Source organism: Paenibacillus sp. CFBP13512 (genome assembly GCF_005233705.1).
GTDB classification, from domain to species: Bacteria; Bacillota; Bacilli; order Paenibacillales; family Paenibacillaceae; genus Saccharibacillus; species Saccharibacillus nuruki.
In genome coordinates, this window is sequence record NZ_QGAD01000030.1 from 1 (window position 1) to 21,028 (window position 21,028).

Here is a 21,028-nt window from a genome sequence, read left to right on the forward strand (position 1 = left end):
ATAACTAATTATATAAAAATTATTATTTAATTATTAAATAATTAGTTATTACTTACTTTATAATTATTTTGTATTACGTGAATTGTAATTAACTTATTGACAGTGTGAGAACTGTATTCTATGATGTTTGTATACATGAATTGAATATTTAAACAAGCGAAGCACGCTTAATGTCCTAGGGCATTTTGCGTGCTTTTTTGCGTTCAAAATAGAAAGGAGTCGGAACTTTGATTTCAGATGATAGCGATCTAAAAAAACTTAGTGCCGGAGAAATGATGCGAATCATTCGAAAAAGGAAAGGAATCTCACAATTACAGTTGGCTAGTAGTTTGAAATCATATCAAGCAAGAATTAGTCGGTTTGAACTTATGACAGCTATTCCGACTGTGAAGGAACAACTTCTTATTGAAAAAGTCCTGAACATAAAGATTTGGAGTAAATAATATGCAAAGTGAAGTTAATGTAAGCGAACAAGCTCTTACTAGCAAAAAAAATATTATTATCGCACATCCGTCTGCTTCCTTTGCAGAACAACTAAAAATGCACTTGGTTAATGAAGGAGTCAATGTTCTTGGTGTATATGTGACCTCAGAACATCTATTAGAAGAGTTGTATCACTTTAAAGAAGAAAACAAATTTACGGTAGATGCAATTTTTCTTTCTTCTTCATTATGTAAAAAAATGCGAGATAAGAAGCTTGAAGTATTTGCAGATGTTACAGCCAAAATAAGAGAAGATTTCGGGCGTTCTACAATTATTGTTTTATCCGATGAAGTTGCTAATCATCCATTACATGCTGAACTTGTATCGTTGGGTATCTACAATTTGATTGTAAAAACGAAAGATAAATCTTCTGAAATAAACATCAAACAACTTATTAATTATATTGATGTTCCCATGGAATATTACGAAGTGAAAAAGTATAAAGACTTTGACACAAACATCTCTTGGCGTAAATTTGTAAACCACAAGAACGATATCAATATCAATATTGAACATCACAAATCAGGTACTTCTCATTCAGTTGAACCATTTGCCGATTCTCAAGAACGAAAGCCAGAGACTGAAGAAGTAGTTACTACTTCAAAAGAAAAACCAAAAAAATCAATCACACCTAAAGTTCAACAAAAAAGCACTCCTGATTTTTTAATGAATGCAGAAGAAGAGAACTGGATACTTCCAGCTGCCAAACCCAAAATACTTATTCAAGAAAAAATCATTGGTAAATCCATTATTGCTGTAACTGGAACTACAAGAGGTGTTGGAACGACTCATACAGCTATAGCGATCGCAAACTATTTGTCAGAGCGTGGTTACAAAGTGAAATTGTTAGAATGCAATGGTTCAACAGATTTCGAAAAAATTGAACAAGCCTATCATGGCTCAAAATCTATAATCACTACTTCCAGAACTTTTGAAATTAATGGAGTTGTTTATGTCAAAGATTTAGAAAAAGAAGACTATATCAGTCATTTTGTTTCTGAGCATACGCATTATGTACTTGATATTGGGAAACTAGAAAAAAGTGAGTTTGAAGAAGAATTCCACCGAGCCTCGTGTCAAATTATAGTTGCATCAGGAAGTGAATGGAAGCAACATGAGATTCATTCTTTTATTGAACAACATGAAGAAAACGATCAATCTCGCTGGAATTTTGCGGTTAACTTAGTAGAACAAATTATTATCAAAGACTTAAAAAGTGCGATGCCTAATCATCAATTCATTCGTCTTGGCTATTATCCTGATCCTTTTGTAGTGGATGACGATACCAGTCAAACGCTAACCCAGCTGCTTGATTTACCTAAACTTAAAAATAAATGGATGAAGCTTGGTTTAATTTCGATGGGTATCATTCTTCTTCTATTAATATTGATTTTACTTAAATGAAAATGAGGAGTGTTGTTTCTAGTGTCAATCAAGTTGAGAAATAAGAAGTTAGTCTATGCAGGACTTATTGGAGCTTCAGTAAGTTTACTGTTATTTGGAATTATAGTCATCGTGCTACTCAAGCAACAAAGTGAATATACCAAATCATTAAGAGCTCAATACGAAAGCCGTATTACTGTCGCTGAACAACAACTGAAAGAACAACAAGCTGTTTCAAGTAAAGTAGTAGTCGCAACCAAGGAACTCAAAGCAGGATCAGTAATCAGCTTATCGGATTTAAAGCTGGTTCATATATCTAAAGCGGGAGCACCAGCAAATACTATTCCAAATCCTGAAGATATTGTCGGTAAAGTAATAAAAATTGATGTAGGTAAAAGTACACCAATTATTAACTCAATGGTTTATGCCAATGGTGCTACACCTAAAGATTTGCGCTCTAAAGAATACAATGTGCTTCAATTACCTACAAAACTTAAAACAGGTGATTTTGTAGATGTTCGTATTCAGTTTCCAAATGGTCAAGATTATATCGTATTAAGCAAGAAAAAAGTAGAAGATTTTGCTGATACAACAACATGGTATGACATTAATGAATCAGAACTTTTAGCTATGAGTAGCGCTATTGTAGATGCTTACTTACAAGGAGCGAAACTATACGCTATCAATTATGTTGATCCATATATGCAAGAAAAAGCTATTCCTAACTATCCATTAAATTTACAAGTCATTGATCTGATTCAATCTGATCCGAATGTGCTTGAAAAAGCAACTCAACAGCTTTCCAGAACGGCGCGTGAAGTATTAAACAAGAATTTATCTGAAATGAGTAACGAAGACAAGATGAAAGTAGCAAATGGTATCAGTCAATTCCAAGTAGCCCCTGAGTCTGACGTTGTTAATTCAGATTCGAACACTGGAACCAATAGTATTGATCCGACTGTAACATCAACGTCTAGTTCTGACAATTCAAATCAAAGCGTAGAACCGACTACAGATCCAATGTCTCAACCAGATCCATCACAAGAGTCTGTTCCACAAAATGAAATTGTGACACCTATAGAAACACCTAACGATGCAACATCGATCGATCAGAAGCAACAAGATGTATTTGAACAACCTTTAGTTAAGTAGGAGGATAACAATGAATCATTCATTATTTTTAAGTACAGCAGATATCAGCGATATTTTAATGTCACTTGCAAAAATGCTTCAAATTAGTAATCAAAACGTTTTGATTGTTGATCATACAGCTGAACAATTTCTTTGCTCGAATGTTCCTTTACTCCAGACAGGCAATTCTTATTCTGAGTTCGATGGCATAGATATTCATCACATGCCAGAAGGTACTTTTGCTAGTGAGTCCTTAAAAGATAGCTATGATCATATTATTATCTATTACTCTCACTTAGGATTTCACAATACGTATCCAAACTGGAGATCATTTCAGAATAAATTCGTAGTGTTATCGCCAGAATTATCTCAATTAAACAAAACCACAAAAATGATGGATTCCATTTTTAATGAAGAAAATGACAAAGAAAAAGCAGAGTTTATACGTTTATTTATCAATCAAGTCAATGGATTTATTGGAGAATCTTATTTTGAACAAATCTTGAAAAACTACCCAATCCGTTGGAAAGATGAACCTTTAGCTCTCTTATTTGAAGAACAAAACTACATTCAACGAATTGTAAATCAAAATAGCAACAGAGTGGATATTACAAAATACTCAAAAGACTATAAAGATTATATCTCTCAACTTTTTAGCATTATTGCTGAGAAAGAACCGAAAGAAATCAAAGCATTACTTAGAAAGATTGGAGGTAGAAAAAGAACATGGGGAGTGTCGTAACATTTTGGGGTCTTAAAGCAGGGCAAGGTGCAACATCTTCAAACTTAATTAGTGTCGCTGCCATCAATGGTATGGATTATCATCATCGTACGTTGCTATCGAATACGCAATTTGATAGCAACACCATTGAGCAAGCTTTCATCAATTCAAACCGTACCATAAATACACTTCATAACTATTCGACATTAGGTTTGGATCAGTTAGAAAATTTAGCTCGTTCCAAACAATTATCGAATAACTCTATAAAAGACTATACCGTGCCTATTTTTGCAGGATTAGATTTGCTACCAAGTACTTCTAAACCCTCTTCGGATATGCACACTAACATCACAGATGTAATTGGCAGTATCTATCAATCGTCTAAAAATGTTTATGACCTTACACTAGTGGATGTTCATCCGGGAGATAACAAATTAACGAATGAAATTCTTCACCATTCAGATCTTATTGTGGTGAATCTAAATCAAAACGTAATCGTTCTGAAAGCTTTTTTTGAACTTATTAAACAAAAGCCGGATCTTTTTTCAAAAATGATTATTGTGATTGGTCAATATGATTACAGTTCCAAGTACACGATCAAGAATATTTCACGAACATTTAAAAGCAAAATACCTGTATATGCTATTCCGCATAACTCCAATTTTATGGATGCATGTAATGAACAACAAGTCGTTGAATTCTTTTTAAAAAGAAAAAATATTAATTCAACTCATGAAGATTACTCATTTATGGAAGCAGCTCGCTACTTAAATAAAGCTATATTCAAAGCGCTTGAAATAGATCACCGGTTGTATGAAGAAAGGGAGGATTGAACGTGGATTTTGCATTAATAGTCAATCGTTCTATCCTGGCATTAATTGGACTGAGCATAGTTATCCTTTTGTATTTTAAATTAACGTACAAAAGTGACCGTTCTGAAAAAATTAAAAAAGCTGAAAATAAATATACGATTCCTGCCATGATTGAATATCTCAAATCGGCACTGAATGAAATGACTTCAAGTTCTCTAACTGATCTTGGATTATCAGAAGAAGAATATACTCGACGTACTAATCAAAGAATACAGCTCATTAAATCTTTGAAAGATTGTACACATGGTGATCTCAATGCCAAAAACTTCTTAAAGTGGACCTTTTATGATCTCTTTCTTAAAACATATGATTTGAACGAAGAAAATATCAATAAAGTCATTCCATTTAACGATTCAAAGTCACTGACAAGCCAAGATAAATTCGACATTCTAATTTATCAATACAAAAACAAACATGGCTTAAATGCATTAACTAAGCTCATTCAGGATGAAGAACTGGATGTTTTGAAACCATCTGGTGATCCTGAGAATCCATCTTATTCATACATCATTACGCCTGAAGAAATTAACAAAGCTTATAAGAATCTCAAAAAACCACTTCATTTTGAAGACAAGCTGAACATTATTGTTCAACGTCTGTATCAGTCTTTTAAGGGATTCAGTGTCGTTGATGAAATAAGAGACATGAAGATTGATGGAGTGAGTGGAGGCGTATCTGGCGTTCCTTTAAATCAATTAGAGTATGACGACGATGCCTTATATTTTGCAGACCAAATTAATAGTAATCGAACCCCTTTAAGTCATGATAGTGTTTGGATTTTCTTTAAAGGTAAATCTATTCATTTGTCCTTCTTATCCTTTGGTACAGAAGCAGAACTTAAAAGAGTATGCCAAAATATTTATCGCTACAATAATCCCGGGCAACTTTCTGAAGCTAATGGCTACAAAGTAAATGAGATGAAAGATGGCTCACGTATCGTAGTTGTTCGACCTAACTTCTCTGAATCGTGGGCGTTTTTTGTTCGGAAGTTTGATACTCAAGCTGCAAACCTTGAACAGCTAATTAACAAGAATATTAAAGGTAGAGAATTATTGATTCTCCTTTTATCTTACTTGGTCAAGGGTGGACGAATTTTAGCGCTTACTGGATCGCAGGGTTCAGGTAAAACGACAATGCTAATGGCACTTATCGAATATATCGATCCTACCTTTACATTGCGTGTACAAGAAATGGCTTTTGAGCTACATCTACGCAAAATCTTTAAGAATCGGAACATTTTATCGTTTAGAGAAACGGACACGGTAACTGGACAAGCTGGACTTGATGTACAGAAGAAAACCGATGGTACAGTTAACATCCTGGGGGAAGTCGCAACCGATCCAGTTGCAGCATGGATGATTCAGATGGCGCAGGTAGCAAGTTTGTTTACTATCTTTACTCATCATGCCAAAAAATTTGATGATCTAGTTCATTCATTGAGAAACTCCTTGCTGAAAGAAGGTATTTTTCACGATGAAAAGACAGCTGAAGAACAAGTTGTACGGGTACTTAATTTCGATGTCCATTTAAAACGGGAAAAAGATGGTACTCGGTATATCGAAAGAATTACAGAATGTATCTACTTAGAGCAAGATGACAATTACCCTGACGACATCAAAGGGGCAATGAAAACATTCTTCAAAAAAATGACTAATCGAAAAGTCTTTACAGAAAAAAACATTATCGAATATCAAAATGGTGAGTATGTACTATCTCATTCTATTTCACAAAAAAATACAACAGAAATGCTTGAAATGATGAGTGCAAAAGATCAAACAGACTTCCAGCAATTTATTGCAGAGAACTGGGGTGAAGAAGCCCATGTCATTAATTAATATTCTCGTCTATGTACTTATTGGATCATCCTTCTTATTTTTACTTATGATTGCTGGCTATAAGTTATATACCCGGAATGCACAGCAAAGTGGCAGAGCTGATGTGAATAAAACATACGCTGACTATATAGGTAGTAATAAGTCTAAACGAGTCAAGGCGTATAACCAGTTTTTACAAGATTCTTATTTTGCTTATATCAAAGTTCCATTTTTAAAAGCATATATTTTGCGTATTCGTAAAAGGCTCCAATCGATTCATTCTTATGATGAGTTCACGATGCGAAGAGAAACAATGAAAATTGTTTTTTACACTCTCGCTATTGTAACCAGCTTTGTTATTGTTCTGTTATTTATGAATAAAGGCTTAACTTCAATATTCATGCTTTTATTAACCGCAGTTGTAATACATGGAACTTTGATCGATACCTTTGTGAATCGCGTTGAAAACAGATTGCTAAATCAGTTGAATCTTGTACTAACAGATGTGAGGAACGAATATCAACAACACGGAATGATCGATATAGCTCTACATGATGCAGCAGAAGCATCGACGCATGAAGCTTCTTTACATGCACAAAAGGTATACGAAATTCTTTCAGCTTCTGATCCTGAAAAAGAACTTGAAATCTATTATCAATCTGCACCAAATCGATTTTTAAAAACATTTGCTGGCATCTCTTTTTTAGTGAAAGAATTCGGGGATAAAGTCATTGAAAAAGGAAGTCTCTATTTAAACAATTTAGAGAAATTAAGCAATGAAATTAATTTAGAAATATTAAAGCGAACTAAACTTAATTATTTTTTAAAGGGATTAACCATTATCAGCATTGTTCCTATTCTGTTCACAACGCCTATCGAACTTTGGGCCAAAAACAATTTCCCAAGTATGGAAGAATTCTATAACAGCAAACTAGGGTTCTTTTTGAAAATAACGATTTTCGCAGTCATTTTAATCTCTTATGTACTTCTCAAAAAGCTTCAGGATGAACAAGAAGGAACCTATCAAGCTAAAGTCAAAAAAGTGCTATGGGAGCAAAAATTATTAACTATTCCTTTCATAGAATGGGTGGTAGATCGTTTTATTCCAAATCGAAGAACGAGTGAGTACTATCGGATCAATACGCTACTTAAGGATGCGAATGCTGGAATACCGCTTGACTGGCATTATCTACATCGTATTCTGCTAGCTGTAGCCTTATTTATTATAATGATGAGTTCTTTCTTTTCTACTCATTATCTAACCGTCCAAAATATTTTAGAGTTGCCTACTCAAAGCAGTTCAATGTTTGGGAAATTATCAGATAAAGAATTGAAGGTGGCTCAAGAAACAACGGCTTTGGATACACAAATTTTGAATCAGGTGAAGGAGGTGAACAATGAACAAGCTTCGGACCAAATTGGTACACTCGTTCGGAATAACCCGGAAATTGCATCGAATAGTAAATTATACTTTTCGACTGTAGAACGTATACAGCAAAAGTTAGATGATATCAATTCAGAATATTTTAAATGGTATGAATTCCTTATCGCTTTAACTGTAGCAGTGATGGGTTACTATTTTCCTTCATGGATTTTATTGTTCCAGAAAAAACTAAGAGCTATTGATATGCAAAATGAAGTAGAACAATTCCATACCATCATTGCTATGTTATGCGAAATTGATCGTATGTCTGTAGACATCATGGTCGAATGGATGGAACGTTTCTCGTCTATATTTAAAGCTCCTCTTCATAAGTGTGTACTGAACTATGAAGCGGGTGCTGAACTTGCTTTAAACCAAGTTAAAATCGATGCTCCATTTTTGCCATTCAGTCAACTTATCGATAAGTTGATCCACTCAGTAGAGAAGGTTCCAATTATACAAGCATTTGATAACTTGGAAAGCGAAAGAACGAACAACTTTGAAAAAAGAAAACATGCTTATGAGGTTATGATCCAAACCAAAGCTGAATGGGGACGATTGATTGGTTTTGCACCGATGTCTGCTGTAATTTTCTTGTATCTTGTCTTTCCATTCATCTATATGAGTTATATGGACATGGGAACTTATTACCAACAAATGAATACTCTAAACTAAAGGGGAAAAACAAATGAATAACGCATCAACAGCATTAAAAGTAGCAGCTGGAATCTTTTTAACTATCGCTTTAATTACAATAGTAGTTATTTTATTTATGAGTGCTCAAGAAGCTACAAAAACGGCTCAAAGTAACTTTGCTCAAATCCAAACAGAACTTTCATCTACTAGCTACACAGTCTATGACAATACTAAAGTTTCAGGAAGCCAAGTACTAAATTCACTTCGTAAATATCAAACAGACGAACAGTTTGGAATTCAAGTGAAAACAGGTAAAAATCCAAGTGGAGTTTGGTACTTTACTACCGTAAACACTTCTACAAGTAGCGATCAATATGGATCTGTCGAAACAGGTAAACCAGCTGGAGCATTAACCTCTGCTCAAGATCAATCATCTAGTAATTATATCAATCCATCCGGCACCTTCCATTCTGAAATTATTCGAGATAAAAGCAACGTAATACGCGCTATCGTATTTGAACAAAATTAATTCAACTAAAGATAAGGAATGGAGCAATCCATTCCTTCATTTTTGAAAGGAATTAGATATATGGGATTAGTAGATAACGCTAAAGAAGCAATGTTTTTAAGTATTACAGCCACTATATTCTGCGCAAGTGTAATCACCGGCTATAACGTTTTTGACAATACAGCAAAAATGAACAAAGTTGCTTACAGCATGAATAATGAATTAGATAAAAATATGCATTCCACTCTTATTATTGAAGATAATGATACTTACACCGGAGCAGAGGTAAGGCAGAGTATCTTCCAAATCAATGAAGGACAAATTGATATTGTAGTGGATGGTACCACCTTTTCAAAAAATCTTGACCCAATGGCTATTGATGTTTCCGGCATAAGTCTTACTAAAAAATATACTCCTACTTACGTTAGAGATGCTTCCGGAAAACTAACTCTGTTGAAGTTCAGTTAAGGAGAAATTTATGTTAGTTAATACGCCTCTAAAAATATTCTCGGCTTTTATTGCGATCTTGCTTCTTTTTGTATGGCCCATAGCCTCGGCATTTAGTAATCAAGATGATACATCTGAGATAGTGGTATTCAATGCAGTAACAAAATTTGTGGATTCTGTTCGTGATAAGGGGTATATGACTCCAAACATGTATCAGGAATTTGAAAACACATTATTTCTGACAGGTAACACTTATGATATTCAAATGGAACATCTTCATAAGAAGTACGATCCTGTCTATGATGATAACGGTAACTTCAAAAATGATTTTCAAGTCAATGATGAAGCTTTTTATAATTCTCAAATCAATGCAAAGTTATTTCCAGCAGGCAATAATGATCCAACTGATCCGGCACGAATATACAAGTTTGCAGTAGGTGACTTTTTTAGTATTACTGTAAAAAATACGAATCGAACAATGGCTACGCTCATGAGTGATATTCTTTACAATACTGGAGACAGCCCTAATGGAAAAATAATTGTTCCTTATGGAGGAATGATTCTCAATGAAGATTACTAGTTTTTCACTTTTTGTTGTAGCTATCCTCTTAGGATTTTTTATCAAAAATCAGATCGATATTGATACCAATCAAAAGAATATGATAGTTGAGACAAAATACAATCGAGCGATTGATACTGCTACACAAGATGCAGCCAAAGCAATGATCACCAATGCCAGCCAGCCCCTTGAATCTCAGTACCAATCTTCTAAAAAGGTGCGTATTAATAAAGAGCAGGCAGTTGCTACTTTTTTTAAAACCATGTATTTGAATTTCGGAGTAAATCATGACTTGACTGGACAAGGAGTTTTAGACGGCTATATACCGGTTCTAGTTGTCGTTGGGTATGATGGGTATTTTGTTTATACCTATGAGGAATATACAGATACCACCGGGCAGAAAAAACTAAAACATGTATGGAGTCCTAAAAAACCATATGCTTATGCGGATCAACACGGCAACACTTTCAATTTCACTTTAGATGATTATGTTACTGTAAATAGAAATTCAGACCGTCAATGGTTTGAGGGATTTAGAGAGGAAATTAAAGATGAAGCTTCAGTATCTTTTCTAAATGATGCTCAAATTTTTGATCAAGTTAGACGATCTACCATCGTAAATGCAATACAGAATGATTTGGGTCATGCCATTAATCAGTACAATACTACTTCAAAAAGATATGGCATTTCTTATACCTTTACCATTCCTCAAATTTCTCAAGAAGATTGGAATAATACAATTAACGATGCTGGCGTTTTAGCTTTTGTACAGGGTATTCCGGTAGGCACTGAATATTATAACAATTATGCTTTGGGTGGAGCTCGAATTGTGAAAAAGGATATTTATAATGGAATCACAGCAAACGGAAGAAAATATTACTATCCAGCTGACTCTTGCAAAACCAATTTTTCAACAGAAGAAGTTTTTACATCTGGTAAAGATGCTGCTCAAAGCGGATACATTCCTTTGAACTGCTCAATTGGTTATACAAATTGACGTAATTGTCGATAAAATAGGGTGTGTAAAATTTTGCACTTCTTGATCAAAGCGCCTATCTTTGAATCAAGGACTACATATCCTGAAGTGAATGTAGCAATCAAACCTTTGGAGGGAATATATCATGAAAAAACAAATCGTCTCTTTACTCGCTGCAACCATTTTATTCGCTGGAGTTCCTTCAGTTGTTCATACGGCAAATGCTGCAACGACTAGCAAACAACAAGTCGAAGTACTACTAGATGCTCGCAAAATGACTTTTCCTGATGCAAAACCATTTCAAGATGATAACAGCGCAGTTATGGTTCCAATCCGATTTGTTTCGGAAAAACTTGGAGCTACAGTGGGATGGAGTAAATCTGCTGGCAAACAAGTGGTTACATTGAAAACAGACAAGCATAGTGTATCTATGACAGTCGGTTCAGCTACAGCAGTAGTAGATGGTGAAAGCAAAACCTACGATAGTAAAATTATTTTGAAGCAAAGCCGCACTTTTGTACCGTTACGCCTGGTAAGTGAAGGACTTGGACAAACAGTCAACTGGGATCAAATTGGTAAGTGGGTTTGGATTGGTAGTAAGGAAGTTCCAACATTAGACAGTATAAATTTAAACATTCAAAGTATTGCTCCATTCAAGAAATATTTTCAAAGAGAAAAAGCCGATTATTATTTGAAAAATAGTTCGGGCACTCCTTATCAAAATGTTATCAATCTTAAATCATCAAATTTACCCTTAAAAATGAATGGAACTATCTTATATGATTTAAAACCAGCTACTATTAACGGAGTAAACTATATTCAAATGCGTACGGATAAATATCCTATTCAATTAGAATATTTAACCAAATTTGACGATCTCCGTACTAGATCAGATAGAAATAAATTAACAACAAAAAATTCAGATGGTACTTATTATCATTACTTTGAACTTGTGTCTTATGCCGATCAGGATCTACACGGGATTTTTGATAAGAATCCACTTACTATAAAAGACTTAGATTTTCTTATGTTCTTTTCTGTCTCTGAAAAATCTTTAGTCTTAATGTCGAATCCGTGGAGCAATTAAATGATTAGCAAGATAATGAAATATCGTTTTGCAATAACTCTAATTTTAATAGTTACCTTCTTTTCATCTAGTATATTTTTGCCATTAGAAAATTATTCTTCTGCTGCTGAATCAAATAGTAGTGTAACACCACTTAACTATTATAAAAATAAGGATCAAAATGCTACTGATTCGAACTTTCGTTATTTTGTAGGTATGATGTATTTTGATATGTGGAAAGGAACTACATGGGATTTAGGCAAGGAACCTCAAAAAGGAATGTATGGTCAAGCAACTCAAGATTACAATTTCAAGTTTCCAAATCGCAAAATCAAAAGTATTCATGCTGAAGTATTTACACAGACTGCTAACAACTTACTTTATTTTGATGCTTCACGTACTGAAAGTTGGCAAGATTATCAACGAGTAGTAACAGATGGAACTACAAATCAAGATATAAGTTTCTCAACTTCAGGAATAGGAACTGATTCAGCTTTAATCCCTTTTAAAATTAATATTAAATTAGATACTGCATCAGGCGATACAGAAGATATAACAGATCAGTGCGGAAGCAGATGTAATGATGGTGTTAGGGGATATCGTATTTATGCTCCTATATTATTTAAAATAGAATTGGATTCAGAATTGAAAGTTTATTACAAAACTAAAGACGGAAAATCTTTAAATGATGTTTTTCCTCCTCGTGTAGAAGAAATGGTTCCTGGTAAAACATATAGTTTCGAACCTCCTGCTAATGAGAAGTATACGTATGTTGGGTATAAAAAAAGTACCACTGGTGATGATCCTTCAGGTGAAATATTAACTGGAAGCCCTCCAACATTTAAGTATTCAGGATCATTTGAAACCTATATTGCTTATCAATATTATGATCTTGCAACTACAGACCCATGTGAGCTTGATCCTGATGCAGAAGAGTGTACGGTACCTCCAGAGCCTCCAAAAGAAGAGAGTCTTTGTGAATATACAATATTGCCACCCTCTGTGAAAACGACAACCAATAAATCACTGCTAGATCCACAAGCTCAAGGTCATATTTTAGCAGATGACAATACTAATGATCGACACTTTGACGCAACAAGAGCAATACCGACTTCTGAGAATTTATATGCGAATGCATGGGGCTATAATTATTTGTTCCAGCATGCCTTTGATAACATGGATGGACAAGTAGAATACAAATGCAAAGTCAAAGTAGTGTATAAGCTTAAGTGGAAAGAAAAACGCGGAAGTGGAGATAATGAACGTTGGGTTTCTAAATCAGACACAGATACCAAGACATACAATTTTTCGTATACAAGAGATTATGATTACTGGAAAATTAAAGTACTTGAAGTACTCGGTTTGGATAAAGCGACAATGTCTAACTACGCTCTGCCCGGTGGAAAAGTCTCCATACCTACAACTGGTTATACTCCACCTAGCTTGAAGCAAGAACACAGCGATAAAGTCGAAGACCATGTTAAACCAGATGGTGATGTTCCAGTGAAATACAGCCCACCAACATTAGATGGCGGTAAACAAGGTCGTCCAAGAGTACCGAATGATGAATCGAAATTAAAACGTATTGCAGAAGGCAATACAGATGATGCAGAAGTAAGAAATGATACTATTCAGTTTTCTTTCAAAGGAAAAGATACTATGGTTATGAATGGAGATTGGAAGACCAAAGTTGCACCGGTTCCTTCTGCTATTCCTGATCCTACAAAAATCCGTTCCTATAAAGATTCTGCTGAAAAAGTACTTTATAAAGGTTCTCAACTGATTAGTAGCAAGCTGGTAAACAAAGCGAATACTGCTTCAAGCGGAACAATTTACTACGCAATGCTTAAAGAGAATGTAGAGGGATCAGGAGATAAGAACTTCCCGATTGCTGGTATTAATTCGGTGACTGTTCATACCCCTGTTACAGACTATTCTAGTGTTTCTGATGATAAGGTACACAATCAAAAAACGATACCAAGTAATCGAATGGCATTAATTCTTGATCGTCCATTTACTGTTCGAATTCCAACTTCAGGAGCACATCTGAACGGGTCTTCTTATCCTGGATATGGCAGTCGTGATTATGCCAAGTATTTCAAAACTAAACAAGTACTATTCCCATTTGATGTGTACTCCAATGACAGTAAAAACTTCTATCCAAAAAACACCTGGATCGATGTTCCTGTAGCTCAACTAGATACAGTATTCAATCTACCTGTCTGGATCGATGAAGGAAACTATACGGTATACTTCAGAAACATTGCAGAGAACGCACCTACTAGTTTCACGGCACAACAAGATGCGAATACAGATCTTGTTAATCATGTGGCAAGTGATACAGTAGATGTTGAAATTATCGGTCGTATCTATGATTTCCATGTTACAGATATTGCAGACTTCAATTGGGAAACCGTATTTAGAAAAGCTAAAGGTAGCAGTCAACCTACAGGCAATTCTTTTTGGGTAGGAACAAAAGGTATTGATGGCGATCCAAGAGGTAATCATTCACCTTACGTACTACCCATCATGAGAGGTAGCCATCCATTATCAAACTATAAGAATGTTGCAGTAAAAACAGGTTATCACTTTAAGTTTGATTTAAAAACTAAAGGAAATATGTTTGGAGATAAGGACGCTATTCGAATCACTCCAACGTTTGTGTATGAAGATAAAAGTGCATCAACATCTCCAAAACGGGTCGAAGTCGATCTGTACTATCATACAGATGATAAAAAATTCATTAAAATAGGATCGAGTAGCGATACGGAAAGAAGAACCGTCATCCTCAATAACCGATTACGAAATGTACCTTCTGACGATATCAAAAATACAGCTTCTTCTATTTATGATCTTTCTCAAAATTGGTCTCTGACCAAGGAAGAGTACATCACTAGCTATAAAAAACGAGCGAATCAATCCACCTACACTGGTGGCTATGATATCCAGCTTCTTTCTTCTCCATTGCGAACATTTATTAATACTTTCTCAAGACCAGAGAGTGCTTCTGCTTCGCCTGCTAGAGTGAATGCAAGTGTTCAACAATGGTATGGGGAGTATAGCTTACCTGCGCAAGTCTATGCGGTTCCAAAAGGAACAGATCTTGCGAAGTATGGTCGATCTAACACATTAGATGAAAAATCAGACGTGTTTTTGAAAAAGGGTTTCATCGTTGTTAACTTTGATATCGAATCTATTGTAGAAGCTAACGTAGATGCTCCACATCTTCAGTATATCCATAGTCCATTGAATAACCAGTGGTGGGATATGGAAGGCTACGATGGCACAGACGGGGAAAGAGACCGAATTGTCACTGATCCGTATAATGTGAAATACTCGGTCAAAGATGGTGATGTGATTTTCTACGATACAGATCTTTCATCATACGATGATTTTGCGAGCAAAGGGACACATTAATTTGAAAGAAGTGTAGTTGCTCCAATATGAATGCTACACTTCTTTTCTTTTTAGCAGATATCGAATATACTTTTCTAAACGAATAACTTTGTACGGAAGCACCGTCAACCCACATAGGGGAGACTGTGCTTTTTTTGTTTTTTACAATGTTTAGAGCTAACTAATTAGATAAAGGAGCTTATAATGGAACATACTACATCGATCAACAAACCATTGATACTTGGCAATTATTATTACGGTGGTGGAGAAATGGCTTGGGCTTGGTATCATGAGCATCATGCTGATCTGGCTATCATTGGACACCATGAATTATCTCCAAGACATCAAATAGTTCAGCAACTCCAACAGGCAATCACAAAACGAGATGATAAAGCTGTTTATAGTATTACTGTAGGCAAGCCTCAACCAGGAGAAAAGAGTACAATAAATGCTATTGATTGGTTAGAAGGGTTTTCTGATCCTCCTGAATTTATTGCCGATCGAGATCTTTTTATCAAAAACAGAATCTTTTTTTCAAGTTCATACTATAATTTGATTTTGAAAAGCATCAATGCAGATCGTGAAACATTATTACCTTCTGTCCGGTATAAAGCTAATCTTGAAGGACCTCTAGCTGGTTATATGAGAGCGATTGATGCCATTAATGATGACAATAAACACAAAGCTAAACTCATTTCAGCCACAAAAAATATTCTGGAAGTCGATTGGATTCATACTAATAATGAAGGTCATAAGTACTTTATTGATCCAGACGAGTCGATTTATGAACAAACGATATCTTTGCTTATCGCTACTTGGTCATTATTTTCACTCACCTGCCAAGAAGATGATCCGCAGCAGTATCTCGTGATTGCTGAAATTCCTAAACAATTATTGAGCATTGATGTAGATCCGATGGTAGGCAAAATCGTTTACGACTGTATATCTTTACTGAAACAACTCTCTATTACCACTACATTAACTTTAGTTCTTTCTACTGAAATGCTATTTCCAGTACCTGAATTAGCTTTTCGTTACAAATTATTATTTCAAACCAAAGATTCTGACTACGATCTTACACACAATCAATCAAATCGAGAAAGTATAGATCCGAATTTAATTAAGGATTGGGATGAATATCAAAAATTCTCTGGACTATGGATTGATGATATAACCTCAAATACTGAAGATGGAGTTATTGCCCTTAAAGTAAATCCTAATATGTTTGAGTTCTGGGATTCGTTCGAAGATATACGAGTAGAGTAATAAAAAAAGAACCCTTGCAAGTGTTTGCAGGGTTCTTTTTCGTGTAACCAGACTACCGTTGGTTGCTTTTTACATAAGAGAAGCTGTCAACTCCATCTATATGGTAGTTCACTTAATTTCGTTTTTAATATCCCTACCTTTAACTTTTCCTTTCGTTGGATGAGGATATCCTTCTGGTGTGTAAACATCGATATGATTACCAAAAGAATCATACACTTCAATCTCACCATGCAATGGGTCTTTGTGATAATAACGATTTCCTTTCTTGTCCCTGTAAATCTTTTGTCCTTTCCAATGACGCTTAGTTGGTACTTTATCTTTCAAGAAAGGATACTGACTTGCTGGAATAGCTTCCCATTTGTTACTCATTGATGCATTCTCCTCGTTCAACGCAAAAAAGCGCCGGGGAAATCCCCGGCGCTTTCTTGGTTGATGTATTTTTGAAACGCCTTCTTACGTAAAGTCATCTTTTGAAGGTCGATTTCGAATATTTGCGTACCATACTCATTTTTTAGATTTAAAAATGAAAATAGACAAAAAAAAGGCGCAAGCCTCTGCCAAAATCGACAGAGACTTGCGCCTTATGTAATAAATAGTTTGGAAAATGAAAAAAGCTCTATCTCACCAATGAGGTAAGAGAGAGCTTTATCCAATCAATATTAAGTTGTTAGTTATAATACAAAAACAGACTATTCGCATCGATCCAAGTAAATAGAACTTAAAATTCAGCCTCTATTTATTAGAGTAACTAAACTAATACAGTAACTATATATAATTGTATATATAAATCTCCCACGCTTATATCCAAAATATAAACGTTTTGCTTATTCATTAATATTTATTTCTAAAATACTAGCCCAAATATTACTCTTTGCTCTCCTTAGTGTTATGCTAACATTTGGTTGTGTGATATTTAATAATTTAGCTATTTCCTTTTGCTTGAGTTGTTTTGGTCCATAGTACAGGATATAGATTTCTTTTTGTCTCTTTTTTTTCAACCGCACGTGTAATCCTAACTGATGAATTCGTTCATGAGTTTCTTCCACTATACGCCTATACTTCTGGATATTCTCTACTTCATCATATTTTCCAAGCTTTTGGATAGTATGAATCAAATTATGTTGCTGTGTATCAAGATCTATGTTTTCGACAAGCATATTTGCTTCAGCATATTCTTTCATGACTTCGAATCTAGATCTCATTTGTTGTCTATTGTTTGAGTTAACATTTTTTTGACGATCATACATCTTTTGCATATCGTCCTTAACCTTCATTTTGATAAAAGATAAAAACTGTCCACGATGCGATGAAAATTTTGGTACGAATCTTCGAATAATATTATTTAGCAAATCAAGCTGATATTGCTCCTTTTCAGAGCGAGAAAGATCGTTATAGTTGGAATTTGCTACAACGTTATTTAAGATTGGAGAGAAGTGAGCCTTAATAGCAATGTAGTAATCTGAACTAGCTTGATTAGTATTAATTTTTTCAATCATTGCTATAATCTCTTTATCCTCATATTGAGAAGAACTATAATATTTTTTTGTCTGTTCAATTTCTTCTAGAGGCTCTTGAAGTTCAGTAACCATAGAAATATCTAATTTTGTTAACCTTCCATATTTCTCATGAATTAAACTCAATGCATGTTTCTCATTCGATGCCTCTATTGTTTCTGTGATCCGCATACCATTGGAAGCTCTTCCTTGAATGCTATAGTTATTTAGCAATAGTTCTCCTTCTCATACTAAGTTCATATGTATGATATTCACTGTAATAGAGTATATAAAATATACATTATAGAATTTCCTATAAAAACTCCATAATCTATATTTATGATCTTTTAAAATCAGGTCTTAATTAGACTTGCTCATTTTGCTAATATATTTCAATTTAATTGAAGAAATCGTACAAATAAAAGAATGCAAATCTCGTAGAACAAGTAAGAACTTATAAATTCAGATTTTTTGTTATAGTGTTAATAGGAAGGAACCTATCGTTATAAATACTATTCATGATATTAATCAGGGGGTAAAGTAGGATGGAAATTAATCTGAATGAAAGATGGACGCTTGGATCGCAACTCGGAAGTGGCGGGTTTGGAAAAGTTTATAAAGCTGAGAATGAGAATAGCGACACAAATGTAGCTATTAAACTAATTCCAAAAGAGCCTGGGGCAGACCGCGAACTTTTATTTGAAAATCTTAAAGGTGTTCGTAATATCGTCCCAATAATCGATTCTGGTGAATTTGAGAACTACTGGGTTCTTGTTATGCCATTAGCAGAAAAATCTTTACGCGACTATCTTGAAGAGAAGGGGAATTTGTCTATCCCTGAAGCGCTGAGTGTTCTATCAGACATTGCCGTAGCATTATCTGATATTCAGGGTAGCATAGTTCATAGAGATCTGAAACCTGAGAATGTTTTACTTCTTAACGGACATTGGTGTTTATCTGATTTCGGAATATCAAGGTATGCAGAAGCTTCTACTGTAGCTGACACTCATAAATTCTCTTGGACGGGTTCGTACAATGCGCCAGAACGGTGGCAACATCAACGAGCTACGTCAGCCTCGGATATGTACTCCTTGGGTATTATTGGTTTTGAATTAATTACAGGTACACGACCTTTTCCTGGTATTGATTCTAGACAAGAACATCTTATACAAAATCCTCCTTTCTTAAACGATTGTCCAACGCTTTTGACAGCCTTAATCACTCAATGTCTAATGAAAGCTCCAGCAGTAAGACCATTAGCTAAAGATTTTATTTCTCGGCTTGATCAAGTTCTTCGACCAGCGTCTGAAGGTGCTTCGTTGTTACAATCAGCTAATTTGTCTAAGTCTCAAGAACTAGCCAGTGAAATGACAGCACGATCTGCAACTGAAGATGAGAATCAGCAAAAGTTTGAGATTGTAAAATCAGCAACTCAACTTTTTTCTATGACTATTAATCAATTAAAACAATCGATTCATGATAACGCTCCTAGCGCAAAAATAGAAAAAATAGGACATACTATTATCGGAAGGGCAGCAAAAAACCAAACTCTTCTTAATTTTAATGAGGATGAATTATATGGTTTTTCTGCTACATTGGGCTCTGCAACCCTAACAATTCAGCCTATTCAAGAAACCATTAATACTGAATGGGGATATTATAAGCCAGCTTTTCAGGTGTTAGCATACACATCTATTAGAGTTCAGATTCCACCCAACAATTACGGATATCAAGGAAGAGAACATTCAATTTGGTTTTGTGACGTAGAAGAAGAAGGTGTCTTTCACTGGTACGAAACTGCTTATATGATTACACCTGTAGTAAATAAAAGAACATCTCTAAATCCCTTTTCTCTTCTTCCTGGAGAAGACTCTGGGAAAGCTCTTGGTAATACTTTGGCAGAATATCAAGTTGCATGGCCATTTATGAAGATCGAAGTTGGAAATGAGAATGAGTTTCTTGATAGATGGATGGGCTGGTTTGCAAAAGGAGTAAGCAACAAGTTATCTGAGCCTTCATATATGCCAGAAATTGATCCTTACGGAACATGGCGACAATAATATGAATATAATCGGTCAACTTTTTCTATTATCTATTTGATCCTAAATATAGTCCTAGCAATTCAGCGAATAAATCAGAAGCTTATTTTGCTATTTATTCAAAAGAACCCTGTAATTATTTGCAGAGGTTCTTTTTTACTGTTATATATAAGATAGAAAGAAAGTTTTTAAATACAAAATAGAGGGTGTCACAAAATGAGTAACCACAAATTAACTCAAGCAATTTTGATGAAAAAACAGATAGAATTACTGAATTTAATGACTAACGGTAATAAATTAGACAAGTTAAAAGGAAAAGAATTATTTGAAGGGCTGGAGCAAGAAATTAGAGAGGTTATCCCTCAGCACGCTTTTAGCATAGCAAGCCACAGATTAGGTATGAATTCCAATGAATTAGAATCTATTGGATTGAAAAGTAGTTAATGATTATACGGATTTTTTCATTGATAATCACCATATACTTAGGTGTTCACTTTTTTCATGAATTCAGCATTTTCATTGGTATAGATTCCCCTTCTTGGAGTGAAAAACGCAATTTATTGTTGCTAAGTTTTCTTTTTTTAGCATCCTTGTATCTGTTTTGTAGATTAATGATTCGACAGGTAGCACGCAAGTATAAGAACATTTTGATGCAACTTGAACAGGAAAATCACAGAATTATTTCAACTAAATATAACTACTATGTATTAGATAAGGATTTAATTCGGAAACGTGGCTATCACCCGATTATGTTCCGCTTTCTAAACCAAAAAGATATGGATGAGATCCAACGCCAAAAATTTAAAGGAGATCAT

The 21,028-nt window shown here is 34.7% G+C and carries 18 protein-coding genes; 16 read left to right on the plus strand and 2 right to left on the minus strand.

The window, feature by feature from the left end:
- Nucleotides 1-227 precede the first annotated feature (227 nt).
- The 14 genes from PaeCFBP13512_RS22380 to PaeCFBP13512_RS22445 all read left to right on the plus strand — a co-directional run bounded on the left by PaeCFBP13512_RS22380 (nucleotide 228) and on the right by PaeCFBP13512_RS22445 (nucleotide 16,681).
- Nucleotides 228-443: a helix-turn-helix domain-containing protein gene (locus PaeCFBP13512_RS22380; RefSeq protein ID WP_069329967.1), complete on the plus strand. Its 216-nt coding sequence runs from the start codon at nucleotides 228-230 to the stop codon at nucleotides 441-443.
- 1 nt (nucleotide 444) lies between these two features.
- Nucleotides 445-1,887, plus strand: coding sequence for a hypothetical protein (locus PaeCFBP13512_RS22385; protein WP_137226134.1), 1,443 nt, complete (start codon nucleotides 445-447; stop codon nucleotides 1,885-1,887).
- A gap of 33 nt (nucleotides 1,888-1,920) precedes the next feature.
- On the plus strand, nucleotides 1,921-3,018 hold the full coding sequence (locus tag PaeCFBP13512_RS22390; RefSeq protein WP_161594345.1) for an SAF domain-containing protein: 1,098 nt from the start codon (nucleotides 1,921-1,923) through the stop codon (nucleotides 3,016-3,018).
- Between the two features lie 10 nt (nucleotides 3,019-3,028).
- Nucleotides 3,029-3,739: a hypothetical protein gene (locus tag PaeCFBP13512_RS22395; protein ID WP_137226138.1), complete on the plus strand. Its 711-nt coding sequence runs from the start codon at nucleotides 3,029-3,031 to the stop codon at nucleotides 3,737-3,739.
- Nucleotides 3,724-4,551: a hypothetical protein gene (locus PaeCFBP13512_RS22400; protein WP_137226140.1), complete on the plus strand. Its 828-nt coding sequence runs from the start codon at nucleotides 3,724-3,726 to the stop codon at nucleotides 4,549-4,551. Before PaeCFBP13512_RS22395 ends, PaeCFBP13512_RS22400 begins: the two co-directional genes overlap by 16 nt.
- A 2-nt stretch (nucleotides 4,552-4,553) precedes the next feature.
- On the plus strand, nucleotides 4,554-6,425 hold the full coding sequence (locus PaeCFBP13512_RS22405; protein WP_137226142.1) for an ATPase, T2SS/T4P/T4SS family: 1,872 nt from the start codon (nucleotides 4,554-4,556) through the stop codon (nucleotides 6,423-6,425).
- Nucleotides 6,412-8,502: a hypothetical protein gene (locus PaeCFBP13512_RS22410; protein WP_137226144.1), complete on the plus strand. Its 2,091-nt coding sequence runs from the start codon at nucleotides 6,412-6,414 to the stop codon at nucleotides 8,500-8,502. Before PaeCFBP13512_RS22405 ends, PaeCFBP13512_RS22410 begins: the two co-directional genes overlap by 14 nt.
- 13 nt (nucleotides 8,503-8,515) lie before the next feature.
- Entirely contained in the window at nucleotides 8,516-8,992 is a 477-nt protein-coding gene (locus tag PaeCFBP13512_RS22415) for an ABC transporter permease (protein WP_069329354.1), read from the plus strand.
- An 18-nt stretch (nucleotides 8,993-9,010) separates the two neighbouring features.
- The gene (locus PaeCFBP13512_RS22420; RefSeq protein WP_137226146.1) at nucleotides 9,011-9,439 is read left to right on the plus strand and encodes a hypothetical protein; all 429 of its coding nucleotides are present in this window, start codon (nucleotides 9,011-9,013) and stop codon (nucleotides 9,437-9,439) included.
- 10 nt (nucleotides 9,440-9,449) lie between these two features.
- The gene (locus PaeCFBP13512_RS22425; RefSeq protein WP_137226148.1) at nucleotides 9,450-9,998 is read left to right on the plus strand and encodes a hypothetical protein; all 549 of its coding nucleotides are present in this window, start codon (nucleotides 9,450-9,452) and stop codon (nucleotides 9,996-9,998) included.
- On the plus strand, nucleotides 9,985-10,974 hold the full coding sequence (locus tag PaeCFBP13512_RS22430; RefSeq protein WP_137226150.1) for a hypothetical protein: 990 nt from the start codon (nucleotides 9,985-9,987) through the stop codon (nucleotides 10,972-10,974). Before PaeCFBP13512_RS22425 ends, PaeCFBP13512_RS22430 begins: the two co-directional genes overlap by 14 nt.
- A 124-nt stretch (nucleotides 10,975-11,098) precedes the next feature.
- Nucleotides 11,099-12,040: a copper amine oxidase N-terminal domain-containing protein gene (locus PaeCFBP13512_RS22435; RefSeq protein ID WP_137226152.1), complete on the plus strand. Its 942-nt coding sequence runs from the start codon at nucleotides 11,099-11,101 to the stop codon at nucleotides 12,038-12,040.
- Nucleotides 12,041-12,118: 78 nt separating this feature from the next.
- A complete protein-coding gene (locus PaeCFBP13512_RS22440; protein ID WP_137226154.1) occupies nucleotides 12,119-15,436 on the plus strand; it encodes a DUF5704 domain-containing protein in 3,318 nt (1,105 codons plus the stop codon).
- Between the two features lie 183 nt (nucleotides 15,437-15,619).
- Nucleotides 15,620-16,681 (plus strand): hypothetical protein, encoded by a 1,062-nt coding sequence (locus tag PaeCFBP13512_RS22445; protein ID WP_137226156.1) that lies wholly within the window; start codon nucleotides 15,620-15,622, stop codon nucleotides 16,679-16,681.
- 108 nt (nucleotides 16,682-16,789) lie between these two features.
- Here PaeCFBP13512_RS22445 and PaeCFBP13512_RS22450 read toward each other — a convergent pair whose 3' ends face one another.
- Nucleotides 16,790-17,050 carry a hypothetical protein gene (locus PaeCFBP13512_RS22450; protein ID WP_137226158.1) on the minus strand — a complete coding sequence of 87 codons (261 nt, stop codon included), beginning with the start codon at nucleotides 17,048-17,050 and terminating at the stop codon, nucleotides 16,790-16,792.
- A gap of 455 nt (nucleotides 17,051-17,505) precedes the next feature.
- Nucleotides 17,506-18,366 carry a sigma-70 family RNA polymerase sigma factor gene (locus PaeCFBP13512_RS22455; RefSeq protein ID WP_137226160.1) on the minus strand — a complete coding sequence of 287 codons (861 nt, stop codon included), beginning with the start codon at nucleotides 18,364-18,366 and terminating at the stop codon, nucleotides 17,506-17,508.
- Nucleotides 18,367-18,719: 353 nt separating this feature from the next.
- Between PaeCFBP13512_RS22455 and PaeCFBP13512_RS22460 the strand changes: the two genes are divergently transcribed.
- Nucleotides 18,720-20,234 carry a serine/threonine-protein kinase gene (locus tag PaeCFBP13512_RS22460; RefSeq protein ID WP_137226162.1) on the plus strand — a complete coding sequence of 505 codons (1,515 nt, stop codon included), beginning with the start codon at nucleotides 18,720-18,722 and terminating at the stop codon, nucleotides 20,232-20,234.
- Nucleotides 20,235-20,429: 195 nt separating this feature from the next.
- A complete protein-coding gene (locus PaeCFBP13512_RS22465; protein WP_137226164.1) occupies nucleotides 20,430-20,657 on the plus strand; it encodes a hypothetical protein in 228 nt (75 codons plus the stop codon).
- Nucleotides 20,658-21,028 lie beyond the last annotated feature (371 nt).

Bases quoted from the DNA above. Each gene is read 5' to 3' on its own strand.
- PaeCFBP13512_RS22410 (WP_137226144.1), top strand. From the start codon at position 6,412: ATGTCATTAATTAATATTCTCGTCTATGTACTTATTGGATCATCCTTC.
- PaeCFBP13512_RS22385 (WP_137226134.1), top strand. From the start codon at position 445: ATGCAAAGTGAAGTTAATGTAAGCGAACAAGCTCTTACTAGCAAAAAA.
- PaeCFBP13512_RS22450 (WP_137226158.1), bottom strand. From the start codon at position 17,050: ATGAGTAACAAATGGGAAGCTATTCCAGCAAGTCAGTATCCTTTCTTG.
- PaeCFBP13512_RS22420 (WP_137226146.1), top strand. From the start codon at position 9,011: ATGGAGCAATCCATTCCTTCATTTTTGAAAGGAATTAGATATATGGGA.
- PaeCFBP13512_RS22445 (WP_137226156.1), top strand. From the start codon at position 15,620: ATGGAACATACTACATCGATCAACAAACCATTGATACTTGGCAATTAT.
- PaeCFBP13512_RS22395 (WP_137226138.1), top strand. From the start codon at position 3,029: ATGAATCATTCATTATTTTTAAGTACAGCAGATATCAGCGATATTTTA.
- PaeCFBP13512_RS22400 (WP_137226140.1), top strand. From the start codon at position 3,724: ATGGGGAGTGTCGTAACATTTTGGGGTCTTAAAGCAGGGCAAGGTGCA.
- PaeCFBP13512_RS22415 (WP_069329354.1), top strand. From the start codon at position 8,516: ATGAATAACGCATCAACAGCATTAAAAGTAGCAGCTGGAATCTTTTTA.
- PaeCFBP13512_RS22460 (WP_137226162.1), top strand. From the start codon at position 18,720: ATGGAAATTAATCTGAATGAAAGATGGACGCTTGGATCGCAACTCGGA.
- PaeCFBP13512_RS22435 (WP_137226152.1), top strand. From the start codon at position 11,099: ATGAAAAAACAAATCGTCTCTTTACTCGCTGCAACCATTTTATTCGCT.
- PaeCFBP13512_RS22455 (WP_137226160.1), bottom strand. From the start codon at position 18,366: ATGCGGATCACAGAAACAATAGAGGCATCGAATGAGAAACATGCATTG.
- PaeCFBP13512_RS22430 (WP_137226150.1), top strand. From the start codon at position 9,985: ATGAAGATTACTAGTTTTTCACTTTTTGTTGTAGCTATCCTCTTAGGA.
- PaeCFBP13512_RS22465 (WP_137226164.1), top strand. From the start codon at position 20,430: ATGAGTAACCACAAATTAACTCAAGCAATTTTGATGAAAAAACAGATA.
- PaeCFBP13512_RS22425 (WP_137226148.1), top strand. From the start codon at position 9,450: ATGTTAGTTAATACGCCTCTAAAAATATTCTCGGCTTTTATTGCGATC.